Here is a 13,941-nt window from a genome sequence, read left to right on the forward strand (position 1 = left end):
TCGAAGCCCCCTCTCAGGCGCCGGGCGCTCAACGCGATCTGGGCCTGTCCCAGCTGTCGCGCGCCACGGTCGAGACCACGGCCCAGATCGCCGCCCAGATCGTCAAGAAGCTGGACGGCCGCTCGACCCGCTTCGACATGGCCCTGACGCCTGAAGGCCTGGGCCGCGTCGACGTCAGTCTGGAGATCGAGTCCGACGGCCAGGTCACGGCCCGCCTGGCCTTCGACAATCCGGCGGCGGCGGCCGACCTGCGCGCCCGCGCCGACGAACTGCGTCGTCAGCTTCTGGACGCGGGGCTGCAGCTGTCGCGTGACGACCTGGAGTTCGCCGAGCGCGATCCTTCGTCCGGCTTCGGCGGCGGCGCGTTCGAGCGGCAGCCTGACCGCCGCGCCTTCTCCGGCGCCGCCCGCCTGGCCGCCGAGGCCGATTCCGTCGTTCCGCCGCCCAGCGCCTGGACGTCCCTTTCCCTGACGCCTGACCGCGTCGATCTGAAGGTCTGATCGATGGTTGACGCCGTCTCTTCCAACAACGCCGCGGGCCGGGTGAACGCCGGGGGTCAGATGCTGGCCTCCAACTTCCAGACCTTCCTGTCGCTGTTGACCACGCAGTTAAAGAACCAGGATCCGCTGTCGCCGGTGGATTCCAACGAGTTCACCGCCCAGCTGACCCAGATGGCGGGCGTCGAGCAGCAGTTGCTGACCAACGACCTGCTGACCGGCCTGCTGAAGGCCCAGCAGGGCGACGGCCTGACCGGCGCGGCGCAGTATATCGGCAAGGACGCCACCGCCGTCTGGGCCGCGACCCGCTTCGAGGACGGCGAGGCCAACTGGAGCTATGAGCTGGCCGCCGACGCGACCGACGCCACGCTTCAGGTGCTGGACGCCTCGGGCAAGGTGGTCTGGAGCGGCCCGGCCCCCGAAAAGACCAACGGCATGCATGACTTCAAGTGGGACGGAAAGACCACCGGAGGCGGCCAGGTCGACGACGGCGGCGTCTATACGCTGAAGGTCGTCGCCAAGGACGGCGCGGGCAAGGCCGTCGACAGCCAGGTGCTGATCCGCGGCCGCGTCACCGGCGTCGAGATGTACGACAACACGCCCTTCGTCATCATCGGCAACTCGATCATGCCGGTGTCCAGCCTGATCGCGCTGGAAGAACAGAAGGCCGCCGCCAAACCCGAGGACGACGCCGGCGCGGCCAGCGCCCTCGCCTCGAAACTCAACCCCTTCAATCTTCTCTCGTAAGGAACCCCAGACATGAGCATCAACGGCGCCATGATGGCCGGCGTGTCCGGTCTGACCGCCAACGCCGCGGCCCTTTCGACGATCTCGCAGAACATCGCCAACGTGAACACGGTCGGCTACAAGCGCGCGTCGACCGAGTTCGCGACCGTGGTCAACGCCCAGACGGCGGGCGTGAACTACTCCGCCGGCGGCGTTCAGGCGGCCGCCCGCCACTTCATCAGCCAGGCGGGCCAGCTTCAGCGCACGACCTCCGGCACCGACCTGGCCATCGCCGGCCAGGGCTTCTTCGTCGTCACCGAAAAGTCCGAGAACCTGACCCTGTCGGACGCGCGCCTGTTCACGCGCGCCGGGGCGTTCAAGATCGACGACCTGGGCTATCTGCAGAACACCTCGGGCCTGTATCTGCAGGGCTGGCCGGTCGACGCAGACGGCGTGGTCAACAGCGATCCGTCCGACATGAGCCGCCTGCGCACCATCAACGTCGGTTCCGTCGGCGGCGCGGCCGAGCCGACCACCCGCGTCGGCCTGAACGCCAACCTGAAATCCAGCCAGCCGGTCAATGAGGCCGCCCAGACCCCGCCCCCGACCGGCGTCACGGCCTATGACCCGGCCACCCACTCCATGTCGATGTACGCCAACGACCCGGCGACGGGCGTGAAGCCCGACTTCGAGATCACCATTCCGGTGTCGGACTCCAAGGGCGGCCAACGCAACATCACCGTCTCCTTCCTGAAGAGCAGCGTCGCCAACGAATGGCACGCCGAAATCCGCGCTCCCGAAGGCACGGTGACCAACACGGACGGCTTGCTGAAGTCCGGCCGCATCGCCTTCACCCAGGACGGGCGTCTGGACGTGGCCAAGATGCAGGGCTGGACCGCGGGCACCGGCCTGTTCGACGACCCCACCAACGCCAGCCTGTCGCTGGGTTCGTCCGACGGGGCGACGCCGGGCGCCGACGGCGCCTGGGATCCGTCGCTGGGCATCGCGGCTCAAACGATCGCCTTCGACCTGAACGCCTCGGCAGGCGGCCTGACGCAGTACGACAGCACCTCCATCGTCCAGGCCACCTATACGAACGGCACGGCCTTCGGAAACCTGACCGAGGTTAAGATCGACGAGACCGGCTTCGTCACCGCCATCTTCGACAACGGCGTGATGCGCAAGATCGCCCAGGTCGCCCTGGCCACCTTCCCCAGCGCCGACAGCCTGACCGAAGTGTCGGGCAACGCCTTCCGCGTCAGCCAGAACTCCGGCACCTTCAACCTGAAGGCCCCCGGCACCGGCGGAGCGGGCCTGCTGGGCGCGCAGCAGCTGGAAGCCTCGACCGTCGACCTGTCGACCGAGTTCACCGGCCTGATCACCACCCAGCGCGCCTATTCGGCCTCGTCCAAGATCATCACCACCGCCGACGAGATGCTGGCGGAGCTGATCAACATCAAGCGCTGATCGGCCAACGGGAATCCATGAGCAAGGTCTCGTTAGACTCGATGAATCCTTCCTTTAGCCGGCGCAGAACACGCCGGACCGGCCGGATGCGTCTTAGCCATTCCTTCACCACGACGCTTAAACGCCCCTTAGCGGGCGGGGGCCTAGCCTGCGCGTCTATGGTGGTGGTGAGAGAGGCTTAAGCCCATGCTGCAAGAGCGACGCCTTAACAGTAACGGCGAACAGTACGTGGTCGGCCCGACGGGCACGCCCCTGACCCTGCGCGACCTTCCGCCGTCGGATACGAACCGCTGGGTCATCCGCCGCAAGGCCGAGGTCGTGGCCGCCGTCCGCGGCGGGCTGATCAGCCTTGAAGACGCCCTGGCCAAGTACCGTCTGACGGCCGAGGAGTTCATGGCCTGGCAGAAGGCCATCGACAAATGGGGCATGCAGGGGCTGCGCACGACGCGCATCCAGAGCTACCGCGACTAGGCCTTCGCTTGGGCGCATGATCATGGGCCGCTCCCTGATGGGGGGCGGTCTTTTTCATTGGCGCACGCCTTCGTTTCGGGCCAGGCCTCGAAATCGCGCGCCTTAAGGCCTAAATGGCGGCGATGACCATGGACGCCCTGACCGACGACATCCTCTGCCCCGTTCCCGACATCGCCCCCATGTCGCAAGCTGACATGGACGCTGCGATCGAGAGCGTGCGACAGGCCGTCGGCCTGCCGCAAGGCGCGCGCGTGGTCGCCGCCATGTCGGGCGGGGTGGATTCCACCGTCGTCGCCGCCCTGCTGCACAAGGCGGGCTATGATGTCGTGGGCGTGACCCTTCAGCTTTACGACCACGGCGAGGCGCTGAAGAAGAAGGGCGCCTGCTGCGCGGGTCAGGACATTCACGACGCCCGCCTGGCCGCCGACCTGATCGGCATTCCGCACTACGTCCTCGACTATGAGAACCGCTTCAAGGACGCGGTGATCGACCAGTTCGCGGATTCCTATCTGAAGGGCCAGACGCCGGTCCCCTGCATCCGTTGCAATCAGACGGTGAAGTTCCGCGACCTGCTGGACGTCGCCCGCGACCTCGGCGCCGAGGCGATGGCCACCGGCCACTACGTCCGCCGCGCGACGCACGGCAACCGCTCGCAGATGCGCAAGGCGGTCGACCACTCGCGCGACCAGTCCTACTTCCTGTTCGCCACGACGCAGGATCAGCTGGACTATCTGCGCTTCCCCCTGGCCGATCTGGAAAAGCCGCAGGTGCGCGGCGTCGCCGCGTCGCTGGGCCTGCGCATCGCCGCCAAGCCGGACAGCCAGGACATCTGCTTCGTGCCGACCGGCGACTATCGCACCCTGATCGACCGCCTGCGGCCGCAGGGGCGCGAGGCCGGCGACATCGTCCACATGGACGGCCGGGTGCTGGGCCGCCATTCGGGCATCACCGACTACACCATCGGCCAGCGCCGGGGACTGAACGTCGCCGTGGGCGAGCCTCTGTTCGTGGTCAAGCTGGACCCTGACCATCGCCGCGTCATCGTCGGCCCGCGCGAAGCCCTGCTGACCGCGCGCCTGACGCTGGAGGAAACCAACTGGCTGGGCGACCAGGCCACGATCGAGGAAGCCGCCCGCGACGGAGCCCCCGTCCTGGCCCGCGTCCGCTCGACCCGCCAGCCCTCGCCCGCCCGCCTCGCTCTTGTGGACGGCGCCGTGCAGGTGGTCTTCGATCAGGGCGAGGAAGGCGTCGCCCCCGGCCAGGCCTGCGTCCTCTACGACCCGGCCGACGACGAGCGCGTGATGGGCGGCGGCTTCATCCATTCGACCGAAGCCGTGGCGGTCTGAAACGACTCACGCCGCCGCATAGACCCGCAGACAGTTGCCGTCGGGATCACGCGCCACGAAGCCGTGGCCGCAGTCCATGTCGGTGGGCGGCAGGACGATGCGCGCGCCCCGGTCCCACCAGTCGATGTGCAGTTCGTCCACCACGGCGGGGGCGGCCATGCGGACGTCCACCTGCGCCCCGCCTCGCCCGCGCCACAGGCTGAGCGTCCGCCCCGGCGCCAGCAGGAAGACCGCATGGTCCGGCCCCGCCTCCAGCGGCCGTCGCCCCAGCAGCCCGGCGTAAAATCGCGTGCTGGCGCCCGGATCGGCCACGTTCAGCAGAATGTCGTCGCTCGTCATCGTGGCCCCTCCGCCTGTCTGAACAGAAGGAGAACCTAGCCTTAGCTGCCGCCAGTTTCTGTCAGCATCAACGCGGCGGCCCGTGCCGCTCGCACGCCTCATGCCATCGCTTCAGCAACACGGCCTTGCGCGTGGGATAGCGGGCTTCAAGCACCTCGACCTCGACGATGCGGTCGGTGCGGAAACTGCGGAAGTCGCCGCGCAGCTCGCACCAGACGATCAGCAGCCGCACCCGGTCGAAGAAGGCCAGGGCGAAGGGCCAGACCACCCGATCCGACGCCGCCCCCGCCTCGTCGCGATAGTTCAGCCTCAGCTTGCGCTCGATACGGATCGCCTTGCGCAACTGGGCCGGATCGACCGCATCGGCGGGGATCGGCGCGCCCGGCCCGATGAACAGGGCCGAGGCCTCCATCTCGTCGCGCAGGTCCGGCGGCAGCACCGCCGCGATCCGCGCCTGTGCGCTCAACGCCGCATCCCGCAATCGCGCATCCGCCCGCTCGGCCACCCAGCGCGAACCCAGGGCCAGGGCCTCGATCTCCTCCGGCGTGAACATCAGCGGCGGCAGCAGATAGCCGGGCTTCAACACATAGCCCACGCCCGGCTCGCCCTCGATCGTCGCGCCCTGCGCCTGCAGGCTGGCGATATCGCGATAAAGGGTGCGCAGGGAGACGCCGGTCTCCTCCGCCAGCGCGCGGCCGCTGACCGGCCGACGATGCCGCCGCAGGGTGTTCAGCAGATCGAGAAGGCGTTCGGACCGGGACACGTCGGGAGCGTAGCAGAATTGCTGCCAGAAAACGGCAGCATCGAAGACGCTTTTGCATTGGGGCCGCCGCGCACGACGTAACGACGCTCACTTAATTTTCGACAGACCGCATCCGTACGCGCATGGTGCAGCCTCTATCGACCATCACGCTCCTCATGAGGCTCCGAATGCGCTCCTTCGCCTGCATGGTTTCCGTCCTGGCGCTTGCCGCCGCCGTCCCTGCCCTCGCCGTCGCTGAACCGGCCGCGCCTGCGCCGACGGCGTCCGCCGCGGTCACGCCCTACACCGCCGCGCAATTCTTCGAGACGACCAGCTTCTCCATGGCCAACCCTGACGGCCTGGCTTTCTCAGAGGGACGCACCCACGTCCTGATCTCGTCGGACAAGACGGGGGTGTTCAACGCCTACGCCCTGCCGGTCGCGGGCGGCGATCCCGTGCCGCTGACGGCTTCGACGACCAACGCCACCTTCGCGCAGAGCTATTTTCCCGACGGCCGTCGGGTTCTGGTGGCGGCGGACCAGGGCGGCAACGAACTGACCCACATCTATGTGCGCGAAATCGACGGGACGCTGCGCGACCTGACGCCGGGCGACAAGCTGAAGGCCGGCTTCGTCGGCTTCAGCGACGACGGCCAGACCTTCTGGCTGACCAGCAACGAACGCGACGCCCAGGTCTTCGACCTCTACGCCTATGACGCCGCCACCTACGAGCGCAAGCTGATGTTCCAGAACCCCGGGGGCATGGATGTGGCCGCCGTCTCTGGCGACGGACGGCTGGTCGCCCTGACCAAATCCCATACCAGCGCCAATTCGGATATCTACCTGGCCGACCTGCAGGCAGGGGGCGAGCCTTTTCTGATCACCCCGCATACCGGCGACGTCGCCTATGACGTCAGCGGCTTCGGTCCCTTCAACGCCACCCTGATCTACACCAGCAATGAGGACGGCGAGTTCGCTCAGGCCTACGCCTATGACATCGCCGACAAGGCCCACAACCGCACGACCCAGGCCGACTGGGACGTCATGTATGTCTCCTATTCGCCCAACGGCCGCTATCGGGTGACGGCGGTCAACGCCGACGCTTCGACCGAGCTGACCATCGAGGATGCGCAAAACCGCGCGCCCGTGCGCCTGACCGGCCTGCCACAGGGCGACATCACCGGCGTCCGCTTCGACCCCGGCGCAGGCCTGGCCGCCTTCACCGTGGTGTCCGACACCTCGCCCGCCGACGTCTTCGTCGCCGACCTGTCGACGGGCCAGGCCCGCCGCCTGACCCACGCGCTGAACCCGGCCATCCAGGAGAGCGACCTGGTCGAGGCGACGATCGTCCGTTATCCGGGCGAAGGCGGGGTGATGGTCCCGGCGGTCCTCTATCGACCCAAGGGCGCCTCGGCGGCCAATCCGGCCCCGGCGGTCGTCCTCGTCCACGGCGGACCGGGCGGTCAGACCCGGCGAGGCTATTCGGCCATGGTCCAGCACCTGGTCAACCACGGCTATGCCGTTCTGGGGGCCAACAACCGGGGCTCGTCCGGCTACGGCAAGACCTTCTTCCACATGGACGACAAGAAGCACGGCGAAGCCGACCTGCGCGACATCGTCGCCGGCGGCGACTGGCTGCGGGCGCAGGACTGGGTGGCCGACGACCAGGTCGCGGTCATGGGCGGCTCCTACGGCGGCTACATCACCGCCGCGGCCCTGGCCTTCCACCCCGAGAAGTTCGAGGCCGGCATCGACATCTTCGGCGTGACCAATTGGGTCCGCACCCTGCAGTCCATTCCCGCCTGGTGGGGCGCGCAGCGCGTGGCTCTGTACGACGAGATGGGCGATCCGGCGGTCGACGCCGAACGCCACCGCGCCATCTCGCCCCTGTTCCACGCCGACAAGATCCGTCGTCCCCTGCTGGTGGTCCAGGGCGCCAACGACCCGCGCGTGCTGCAGGTCGAGAGCGACGAACTGGTCGAGAAGGTCCGCGCCAACAATGTGCCGGTCGAGTACGTCGTCTTCCCCGACGAAGGCCACGGCTTCCAGCGTCGCGAAAACCGGATCACCGCACAGGAGGCCTATCTGGCCTTCCTGAACCGCTACGTACGCAAGGCGAACTGAGACCGCTCAGTCAGGCTGTTTCCTCGACGTGCAGGACGACCCGGTTGCGGCCTTCCTTCTTGGCGCGATACAGCGCCGCGTCCGCCGCCTGCACCAGGGCGTCGCCGTCACGGTTCATGCCCTTGGACCATTCGGCGACGCCGAAGGACATGGTGCTGCTGCCCAGCGGCTGCTTGCCCAGGCGCAAGGCGATGGCGGCGATGGCTTGTCGCACGGTCTCGACCCGCGGCGCCAAGGTCTCGGCCTTGGTTCCGGGCGCGATCACAATGAACTCTTCGCCGCCGTAGCGGCAGACGATGTCGCCGTCGCGGAAACGGTGGCCCAGTTCGGCGGCGACGGCCTGCAGCACTACATCGCCCGCTTCATGGCCGAACTCGTCGTTGAAGCGTTTGAAGTGGTCGACGTCGCACATGACCACGCATAACGGCGCGCCCGAACGCGCGGCGCGCGCCACCTCGAGCGCCAGCGCCTCCTCCATGTAGCGACGGTTGAACAGGCCGGTCAGCGGGTCGCGGATCGTCTGTTCCTTCAGGTCGCGCTGCAGCTTCTGATTGACCATGGCCGAGGCGATGTTCTCGGCCAGGACGTTGAGGCGGAACTGCGTCTCGGCCTCGACCAGTCCGTCCAGATGCAGGACGCCGATCACCTCGCCAGAGGCCAGCAGCGGCTCGCAGTGATAGGGCGCCGCCAGAGGGTTCACGTGGCCGCAGACGACGTCCGCGCCCGGCTCGGACACGAAATGGCTCTGCCCTCGACGCAAGGCCCAGCATTGATCCGGGGCAAAGCCTTCCGTCTCAGCCTCATGCCCGCCCCAGCCAGACAGCGGGACCAGCAGATTGCGTGAGTTGTTGTAGGCGTAGAGCGCCCCCGGCAGCCCCGGCAGGACGCGCGGCACGAAGGCGTGGATGACCTGGGCCAGTTCGTCATCCGTCCGGGCCGCCTGCATCCGATGCGCCATCCCGCCCAGAAGTTCGATGACCTCGCCCCGCTCCCGCAGGGTCTGGGCGCTGGCCAGCAGTTCCTCATGCACGCGCTTCAGTTCGCGCTCGCTGCGGCTCTGATCTTTCGCCGCCGTCGCCAGACGGTCCGCCATGTCGTTATAGCCGCGCGCCAGCCGGTCGAACTCCCGCGACCCCATACGGCTGTCGATCCTCTGGTTCAGGTCGCCCGCGCCCAGTCCGGTCATGGCGCGTGTGATGACGCGCACCGGCTGGCGGATGCCGCGAATGACCATCAAGGACACCGACAGGGAGAAGAAGGCGATCAACGGCCCGCCGATCAGGGCCAGTCCTCGCACTCGCGCCAGCCGCCGCTCGGCCGCCTCGACGCGGCGCGACTGCACCACCCGCTCTTCGTCCAGAAGTTCTCGCGCCGCCAGCACGAAGGCGCTCATGGAATCGAAACCACGCCCTTCGGCGATGAGCGCCTCGGCCCTGGCGAAGTCCCCGCTTCGCGCCAAGGTCAAAGGCTGGCGCATCAGTTCGATCCGGCCAGACAGCTGCGCGCCCAGAGCCTGCAGCCGCAGTTGCTGCGACGGGTTGTCCCGCGTCAGTTCCACCAACTCGCTGAACGCCCGCAGGGAGTCTGAAATCCGTGCGTCAAAGGACTGGGCGTAGGCCGGGTTCTGCGTCAGCACATAGGCGCGCTGCCCCGACTCCGCGTCGCGCAGCCCGGCCACGGTCTCTTCCATCGCCTGGATGACCTGGGCGGAGTGCGTCACCCAACGAAAACTCTCGCGGGTCTGCCGCGAGGCGTCGGCCAGGGCGGCCACGAGAACCAGTAAAGCGACCACCACCAGGGCGCTGACGGCGGCGATCCTGGACGTAAGGGACTGAAACATGCCCCCACCGTTAACCTTCGACAGTTGACGGAGGTTGAATCGATCAGAGGGTTTTACGCGGCCTCGTCCTTGGCCGGCATGACCTCGCCGACGGTGGGGCGGTTCTCGGTGAAGACGACCTCCACCTCGCGCGGGCGGACCATCTCATTGCAGCAGCCGCAGGCGATGCGGGGCTTCAGGTCGTGCCCGCAGGTCTTGTGACGCAGCACGATGCCCGACGGCTCGTCGCCATAGACGTGCTTCTCGCCCCAGGCGTGCAGGGTGACGAGGACGCCGTACAGATCCTTGCCCTTGGCCGTCAGTACATATTCGTTGCGCGGCGGACGCTCGGAATAGGGCCGCGGCTCCAGCACCCCGTGATGCACCAGGGATTTCAGGCGCGCGGCCAGGACGTTGCGCGCGACGCCCAACCGCTCCTGCCACTGCTCGAAGCGACTGACGCCGTTGAAGGCGTCGCGGATGACCAGCATGGTCCACGGGTCGCCGATCACCTCGAGGGTGGCGGCGACCGAGCAGCTCTGGCGCGAATAGTCGGCGGTGCGTCCCATGAGCGGAAAGTGACCTCGCGTCAGGCTTTTGACAAGGGTTGCCAATCGCGACGGAGTCAGTCAGTTTCTATTTGCAACGGACATGGCCGCTCCCCGGCCGTTTCCTTCCCTCGACTCGGAGGCGGCGCCGTCGCAGGTTCCGCCTCCGCTTTTCGATGAGAGCCATGACCGAACCCGAGCTGATCCACGCCGCCTTCCGCCTGACGCCCGAGGACGATGGGGCCTTGGCCGCCCATCTGTCGGGCGAATTCTCCAACGGCCCGATCAGCGCCCCGCCCGAGGCGGGCTTTCCCTTCGGCGGCCTGCTGGCGGCCCTGTGCGCCGGGGCCATGCGTCAGGGTCTGGGGATCGAGGCGCCGCTGCGCAGTCTGACGGTTCAGTATCTGGCCGCCGCCCGTTACGGCCAGTCCCTGCATTTCCGGCCCCGGATGCTGCGCGGCGGCCGCAACGTCTCCTACGCCGTGGTCGAGGGCGGCCAAGGCTCGAAGCTGACCCATCACGCCAGCGCCACCTACGGCGCCGACGGCGCGACGCCCGCCCCCCTGACCCCGCTGCTGGCGCCGCCCCCCTCGCTGGACGGCTTGAAGGACGCGCCGGGCATCAGCGGCCCGATGGCACCGCGCTTCTCGCAGCACGTCGACTATCGCTTCGAGAACGGCCCCAACATTCTGGGCGGCAACGAGGGCAAGCCGGTCGTCGAGCGGGTCTGGATGCGGGTGAAGGACGGCGCGCCGCTGGACGAACTGCGGATGTGTTACCTGCTGGACGCCCTCTATCCGCCCGCCTGGACGGCTTTCAAGGCGCCGCCGATGATGACGACGGTGGACCTGCGCTGCGACTTCCTGGCCGATCCGACGCCGGACAGCGCCCCCGACGGCTGGGTCTTCTTCGAATACCGCCTGCTGGACCACGGCCTGGGCTGGTCGGTGGACGAGGCGATCGCCTGGGGCGCTGACGGCCGCCCCCTCGCCCTGGCGCGCCAGCGCCGCAAGCTGCTGTGAGGCGCCGCTTGCCAGCGGGCCTTCGCCTCCCCTAATCCCCCACGAAACGATTCACTTACGGAAACGCTCGCCATGACCGCCGCTTCTGATCCTGTCGTCATCTGCTCCTTCGCCCGCACCCCGATGGGCGGCTTCCAGGGCGCGCTGTCGCCGGTCAAGGCCACCGACCTGGGCGCCGCCGCCGTCAAGGCCGCCGTCGAGCGCGCGGGCGTCGCGCCGGAGAAGATCGAGCAGATATTCATGGGCTGCGTCCTGCCCGCCGGTCTGGGCCAGGCTCCGGCCCGTCAAGCCGCCATCGGCGCGGGCCTCGGCAAGCACGTCGAGGCGACGACGGTGAACAAGATGTGCGGCTCGGGCCTCCAGTCCGCCATGATGGCGCACGACGCCCTGCTGGCGGGCACGGCCGAGGTCATCGTCGCGGGCGGCATGGAGTCGATGACCGGCGCCCCCTATCTGATGAACAAGCACCGCGGCGGCGCCCGCATCGGCCACGACGTCATCGTCGACAGCATGATGATGGACGGTCTTGAGGACGCCTATTCCCCCGGCAAGGCCATGGGCGTCTTCGCCGAGGACGCGGCGGCCCAGTATCAGTTCACCCGCGAGGCGATGGACGAATACGCCATCGAAAGCCTGACCCGCGCCAAGAACGCCATCGCTTCGGGCGCCTTCAAGGCCGAGATCGTCCCGGTCGAGGTCGCCACCCGCAAGGGCCCGGTGACGGTCAGCGAGGACGAACAGCCCGGCAAGGCCGATCCGGCCAAGATCCCGACGTTGAAGCCCGCCTTCGTCAAGGACGGCGCCGTCACCGCCGCCAACTCCAGCTCCATCTCTGACGGCGCCGCCGCCATGGTCATGACGCGCGAAAGCACGGCCAAGGCCCTGGGCCTGCCCATCGTCGCCCGCGTGGTCAGCCACGCCGCCCACGCCCATGAGCCGGCCCTGTTCACCACCGCCCCCGTACCGGCCATGCAGAAGGCGCTGAAGAAGGCCGGCTGGTCGGTCGAGGACGTGGACCTGTGGGAGGTCAACGAGGCCTTCGCCGTCGTCGCCATGATCGCCCAACAGGAACTGGGCATCGACCGCGCCAAGCTGAACGTCAACGGCGGCGCCACGGCGCTGGGCCACCCCATCGGCGCCTCGGGCGCGCGCATCCTGTCCACCCTGCTGGCGGCGCTTCAGGCGCGCGGCGGCAAGAAGGGCGTGGCCTCGCTGTGCATCGGCGGCGGCGAAGCCGTGGCCATGGCGGTGGAACTGGTCTGAGCCTGCGGCGTTGTCGGCCGTCAAGCTTAGTGACTGTGGAGCCCTCCCCCTTGAAACTCCCCGCCCTGCTCGCCGCCGGCGTCGCCGCCCTCAGCCTGACCGCATGCGCCACCGCCCAGGCTGAAGGCGCCATGACCCAGAACAACTCCGCGACCGGCCAGGCCGGGTCCGCCGACCTCAAGGCCTTCCCGGCCGCGACGGCAGGTCAGACCCGCCATGTCATCAACCTGCCCGCCCAGTCGGACGAGGACGCGCTGAAGGTCGAACTGATCCTCGGCAAGACCAAGACCGTCGACTGCAATCGCCAGTTCTTCGGCGGCAGCCTGGAGACCCGCACGGCTCAGGGCTGGGGCTACGACTACTATGTCCTGCCCGCCCTGGGGAATGCGGCCAGCACCCTGATGGGCTGCCCGCCCGGCTCGGAGCGCGAAGCCTTCGTGACGACGCAGGAGCAGCCGCTGATCCGCTATAACTCGCGCCTGCCGGTGGTGGTCTACACCCCGTCGGACGTCGAAGTGCGCTATCGCGTGTGGCGTGCGGGCGAGACCCAGACCGCGCGCTGATCCGCGCCGTTCTTTGAGATCAGACGCGGGCGTCGATCGGATTCGATCGGCGCCCGTTTCGTTTCAGGCCCGCGCCTTCCATCCGCCTCCCGCTGCATCAGCGAGGCCAGTGAGGCGCATCCGGCGCTCAGGACGATCATGGGCCGACTCCTGCGTTTGCGAACCATTTGCAGGTTTGCGCAGAGTCGGCCTTCGTGCAAGCGTCCGCCTCCATTTCTCTGGAGAGTCGCCATGCGCGAAGACGGCAAGCTGGATTATCTCGAACTGCCCGCGACCGACCTGACGGCGCACAAGGCCTTCTACGCCCAGGCGTTCGGCTGGAGCTTCCAGGACTACGGACCCGCCTATGCGGCGTTCAGCGAAGGGCTGGACGGCGGCTTCACCCCCGACGCCATGACGCCCAAGCCGCTGCCCATCCTGTACGCCAACGATCTGGAAGCCATGCAGGCCAAGGTCGAGGCGGCGGGCGGCGCGATCACCCACGCCATCTTCGCCTTCCCCGGCGGGCGGCGCTTCCACTTCCGCGACCCATCCGGCAACGAACTGGCCGTCTGGTCCGAGAAATAGGACTCTACTTCGGGTCGACGGTCTGGGCGATGCGCTCGGCCTCGTCCCGGTCGGCGCCGTCCTGGGCCATCACCCAGACGTGGATTTCGGCGGGTTCAGTCGCGCGCTGGAACAGGTGCTCCATGGCGATGCGGCGCTGGCCTTCAGTCGTCACCACCGAAACGCGGCCGCCGACCGTCACATGGTCCCCGTCGTAGATGGGAAACTGCGACGTCGGTCCGGCGTAGATCATCAGATAGGTCTTGCCCGCCTTGCGCGCCGAATAGACCTGGGCGCCCGGCGCCGCGCGGCCCTCGACCAGTTGGAAGCCCGGCGGCAGATCAATGATGAACGGCAAGGCGGCGCGTTCGGCGGCGCTCAAGCCTTGCGGCGTCGGCGCCGGAACGGGCTCAGTTCTGCGGATCGGCGCTGCCGGAGCCGGAGCTGGCGTCGGCGTTGCAACAGGCGC

General features: G+C 68.2%; 15 protein-coding genes. 10 read left to right on the plus strand and 5 right to left on the minus strand.

From position 1 onward, the window contains the following. From BDIM_RS10920 to mnmA, 5 genes are all read left to right on the plus strand, one after another. On the plus strand, positions 1-500 hold a 500-nt coding region (locus tag BDIM_RS10920), incomplete at its 5' end, for a flagellar hook-length control protein FliK (RefSeq protein WP_211205981.1). A 3-nt stretch (positions 501-503) separates the two neighbouring features. Next, entirely contained in the window at positions 504-1,244 is a 741-nt protein-coding gene (locus BDIM_RS10925) for a flagellar hook assembly protein FlgD (protein WP_003165656.1), read from the plus strand. 12 nt (positions 1,245-1,256) lie between these two features. Then, positions 1,257-2,690 carry a flagellar hook protein FlgE gene (flgE, locus tag BDIM_RS10930; RefSeq protein WP_040345797.1) on the plus strand — a complete coding sequence of 478 codons (1,434 nt, stop codon included), beginning with the start codon at positions 1,257-1,259 and terminating at the stop codon, positions 2,688-2,690. Between the two features lie 186 nt (positions 2,691-2,876). Continuing rightward, positions 2,877-3,161 carry a CtrA inhibitor SciP gene (sciP, locus tag BDIM_RS10935; protein WP_003165657.1) on the plus strand — a complete coding sequence of 95 codons (285 nt, stop codon included), beginning with the start codon at positions 2,877-2,879 and terminating at the stop codon, positions 3,159-3,161. Between the two features lie 113 nt (positions 3,162-3,274). Beyond that, positions 3,275-4,507 carry a tRNA 2-thiouridine(34) synthase MnmA gene (gene mnmA, locus BDIM_RS10940; protein ID WP_003165658.1) on the plus strand — a complete coding sequence of 411 codons (1,233 nt, stop codon included), beginning with the start codon at positions 3,275-3,277 and terminating at the stop codon, positions 4,505-4,507. Positions 4,508-4,513: 6 nt separating this feature from the next. Here the strand turns inward: mnmA and BDIM_RS10945 are convergent, their stop codons facing one another. Then, on the minus strand, positions 4,514-4,846 hold the full coding sequence (locus BDIM_RS10945; protein ID WP_003165659.1) for a VOC family protein: 333 nt from the start codon (positions 4,844-4,846) through the stop codon (positions 4,514-4,516). Between the two features lie 67 nt (positions 4,847-4,913). Beyond that, on the minus strand, positions 4,914-5,609 hold the full coding sequence (locus tag BDIM_RS10950) for a helix-turn-helix transcriptional regulator (protein ID WP_003165660.1): 696 nt from the start codon (positions 5,607-5,609) through the stop codon (positions 4,914-4,916). Between the two features lie 167 nt (positions 5,610-5,776). Between BDIM_RS10950 and BDIM_RS10955 the strand changes: the two genes are divergently transcribed. Then, positions 5,777-7,711: a S9 family peptidase gene (locus tag BDIM_RS10955; RefSeq protein WP_003165661.1), complete on the plus strand. Its 1,935-nt coding sequence runs from the start codon at positions 5,777-5,779 to the stop codon at positions 7,709-7,711. A gap of 10 nt (positions 7,712-7,721) precedes the next feature. Here BDIM_RS10955 and BDIM_RS10960 read toward each other — a convergent pair whose 3' ends face one another. Next, positions 7,722-9,551, minus strand: a complete 1,830-nt coding sequence (locus BDIM_RS10960) for a diguanylate cyclase (RefSeq protein WP_003165662.1) — start codon at positions 9,549-9,551, stop codon at positions 7,722-7,724. A 53-nt stretch (positions 9,552-9,604) separates the two neighbouring features. Then, on the minus strand, positions 9,605-10,099 hold the full coding sequence (locus BDIM_RS10965) for a winged helix-turn-helix transcriptional regulator (protein ID WP_003165664.1): 495 nt from the start codon (positions 10,097-10,099) through the stop codon (positions 9,605-9,607). A gap of 164 nt (positions 10,100-10,263) precedes the next feature. Between BDIM_RS10965 and BDIM_RS10970 the strand changes: the two genes are divergently transcribed. The 4 genes from BDIM_RS10970 (at position 10,264) to BDIM_RS10985 (ending at position 13,493) form a co-directional block, all read left to right on the plus strand. Then, on the plus strand, positions 10,264-11,100 hold the full coding sequence (locus tag BDIM_RS10970) for an acyl-CoA thioesterase (protein ID WP_244911827.1): 837 nt from the start codon (positions 10,264-10,266) through the stop codon (positions 11,098-11,100). Positions 11,101-11,172: 72 nt separating this feature from the next. Further along, on the plus strand, positions 11,173-12,363 hold the full coding sequence (locus tag BDIM_RS10975; protein ID WP_003165666.1) for a thiolase family protein: 1,191 nt from the start codon (positions 11,173-11,175) through the stop codon (positions 12,361-12,363). 50 nt (positions 12,364-12,413) lie between these two features. Continuing rightward, on the plus strand, positions 12,414-12,926 hold the full coding sequence (gene eco, locus BDIM_RS10980; protein WP_003165667.1) for a serine protease inhibitor ecotin: 513 nt from the start codon (positions 12,414-12,416) through the stop codon (positions 12,924-12,926). A 231-nt stretch (positions 12,927-13,157) separates the two neighbouring features. Further along, on the plus strand, positions 13,158-13,493 hold the full coding sequence (locus BDIM_RS10985; RefSeq protein ID WP_003165670.1) for a VOC family protein: 336 nt from the start codon (positions 13,158-13,160) through the stop codon (positions 13,491-13,493). Positions 13,494-13,497: 4 nt separating this feature from the next. Here the strand turns inward: BDIM_RS10985 and BDIM_RS10990 are convergent. Then, a partial coding sequence (locus BDIM_RS10990; RefSeq protein ID WP_211205982.1) for a hypothetical protein occupies positions 13,498-13,941 on the minus strand: 444 nt, incomplete at its 5' end.

The sequence above is a fragment of the Brevundimonas diminuta ATCC 11568 genome, assembly GCF_000204035.1.
Lineage (GTDB): Bacteria > Pseudomonadota > Alphaproteobacteria > Caulobacterales > Caulobacteraceae > Brevundimonas > Brevundimonas diminuta.

Excerpts from the sequence above, each read along its gene's own strand:
- BDIM_RS10970 (WP_244911827.1), top strand. The coding sequence starts at position 10,264 with ATGACCGAACCCGAGCTGATCCACGCCGCCTTCCGCCTGACGCCCGAG.
- BDIM_RS10925 (WP_003165656.1), top strand. The coding sequence starts at position 504 with ATGGTTGACGCCGTCTCTTCCAACAACGCCGCGGGCCGGGTGAACGCC.
- BDIM_RS10965 (WP_003165664.1), bottom strand. The coding sequence starts at position 10,099 with ATGGGACGCACCGCCGACTATTCGCGCCAGAGCTGCTCGGTCGCCGCC.
- BDIM_RS10945 (WP_003165659.1), bottom strand. The coding sequence starts at position 4,846 with ATGACGAGCGACGACATTCTGCTGAACGTGGCCGATCCGGGCGCCAGC.
- BDIM_RS10960 (WP_003165662.1), bottom strand. The coding sequence starts at position 9,551 with ATGTTTCAGTCCCTTACGTCCAGGATCGCCGCCGTCAGCGCCCTGGTG.
- BDIM_RS10955 (WP_003165661.1), top strand. The coding sequence starts at position 5,777 with ATGCGCTCCTTCGCCTGCATGGTTTCCGTCCTGGCGCTTGCCGCCGCC.
- sciP (WP_003165657.1), top strand. The coding sequence starts at position 2,877 with ATGCTGCAAGAGCGACGCCTTAACAGTAACGGCGAACAGTACGTGGTC.
- BDIM_RS10975 (WP_003165666.1), top strand. The coding sequence starts at position 11,173 with ATGACCGCCGCTTCTGATCCTGTCGTCATCTGCTCCTTCGCCCGCACC.
- mnmA (WP_003165658.1), top strand. The coding sequence starts at position 3,275 with ATGGCGGCGATGACCATGGACGCCCTGACCGACGACATCCTCTGCCCC.
- BDIM_RS10985 (WP_003165670.1), top strand. The coding sequence starts at position 13,158 with ATGCGCGAAGACGGCAAGCTGGATTATCTCGAACTGCCCGCGACCGAC.
- flgE (WP_040345797.1), top strand. The coding sequence starts at position 1,257 with ATGAGCATCAACGGCGCCATGATGGCCGGCGTGTCCGGTCTGACCGCC.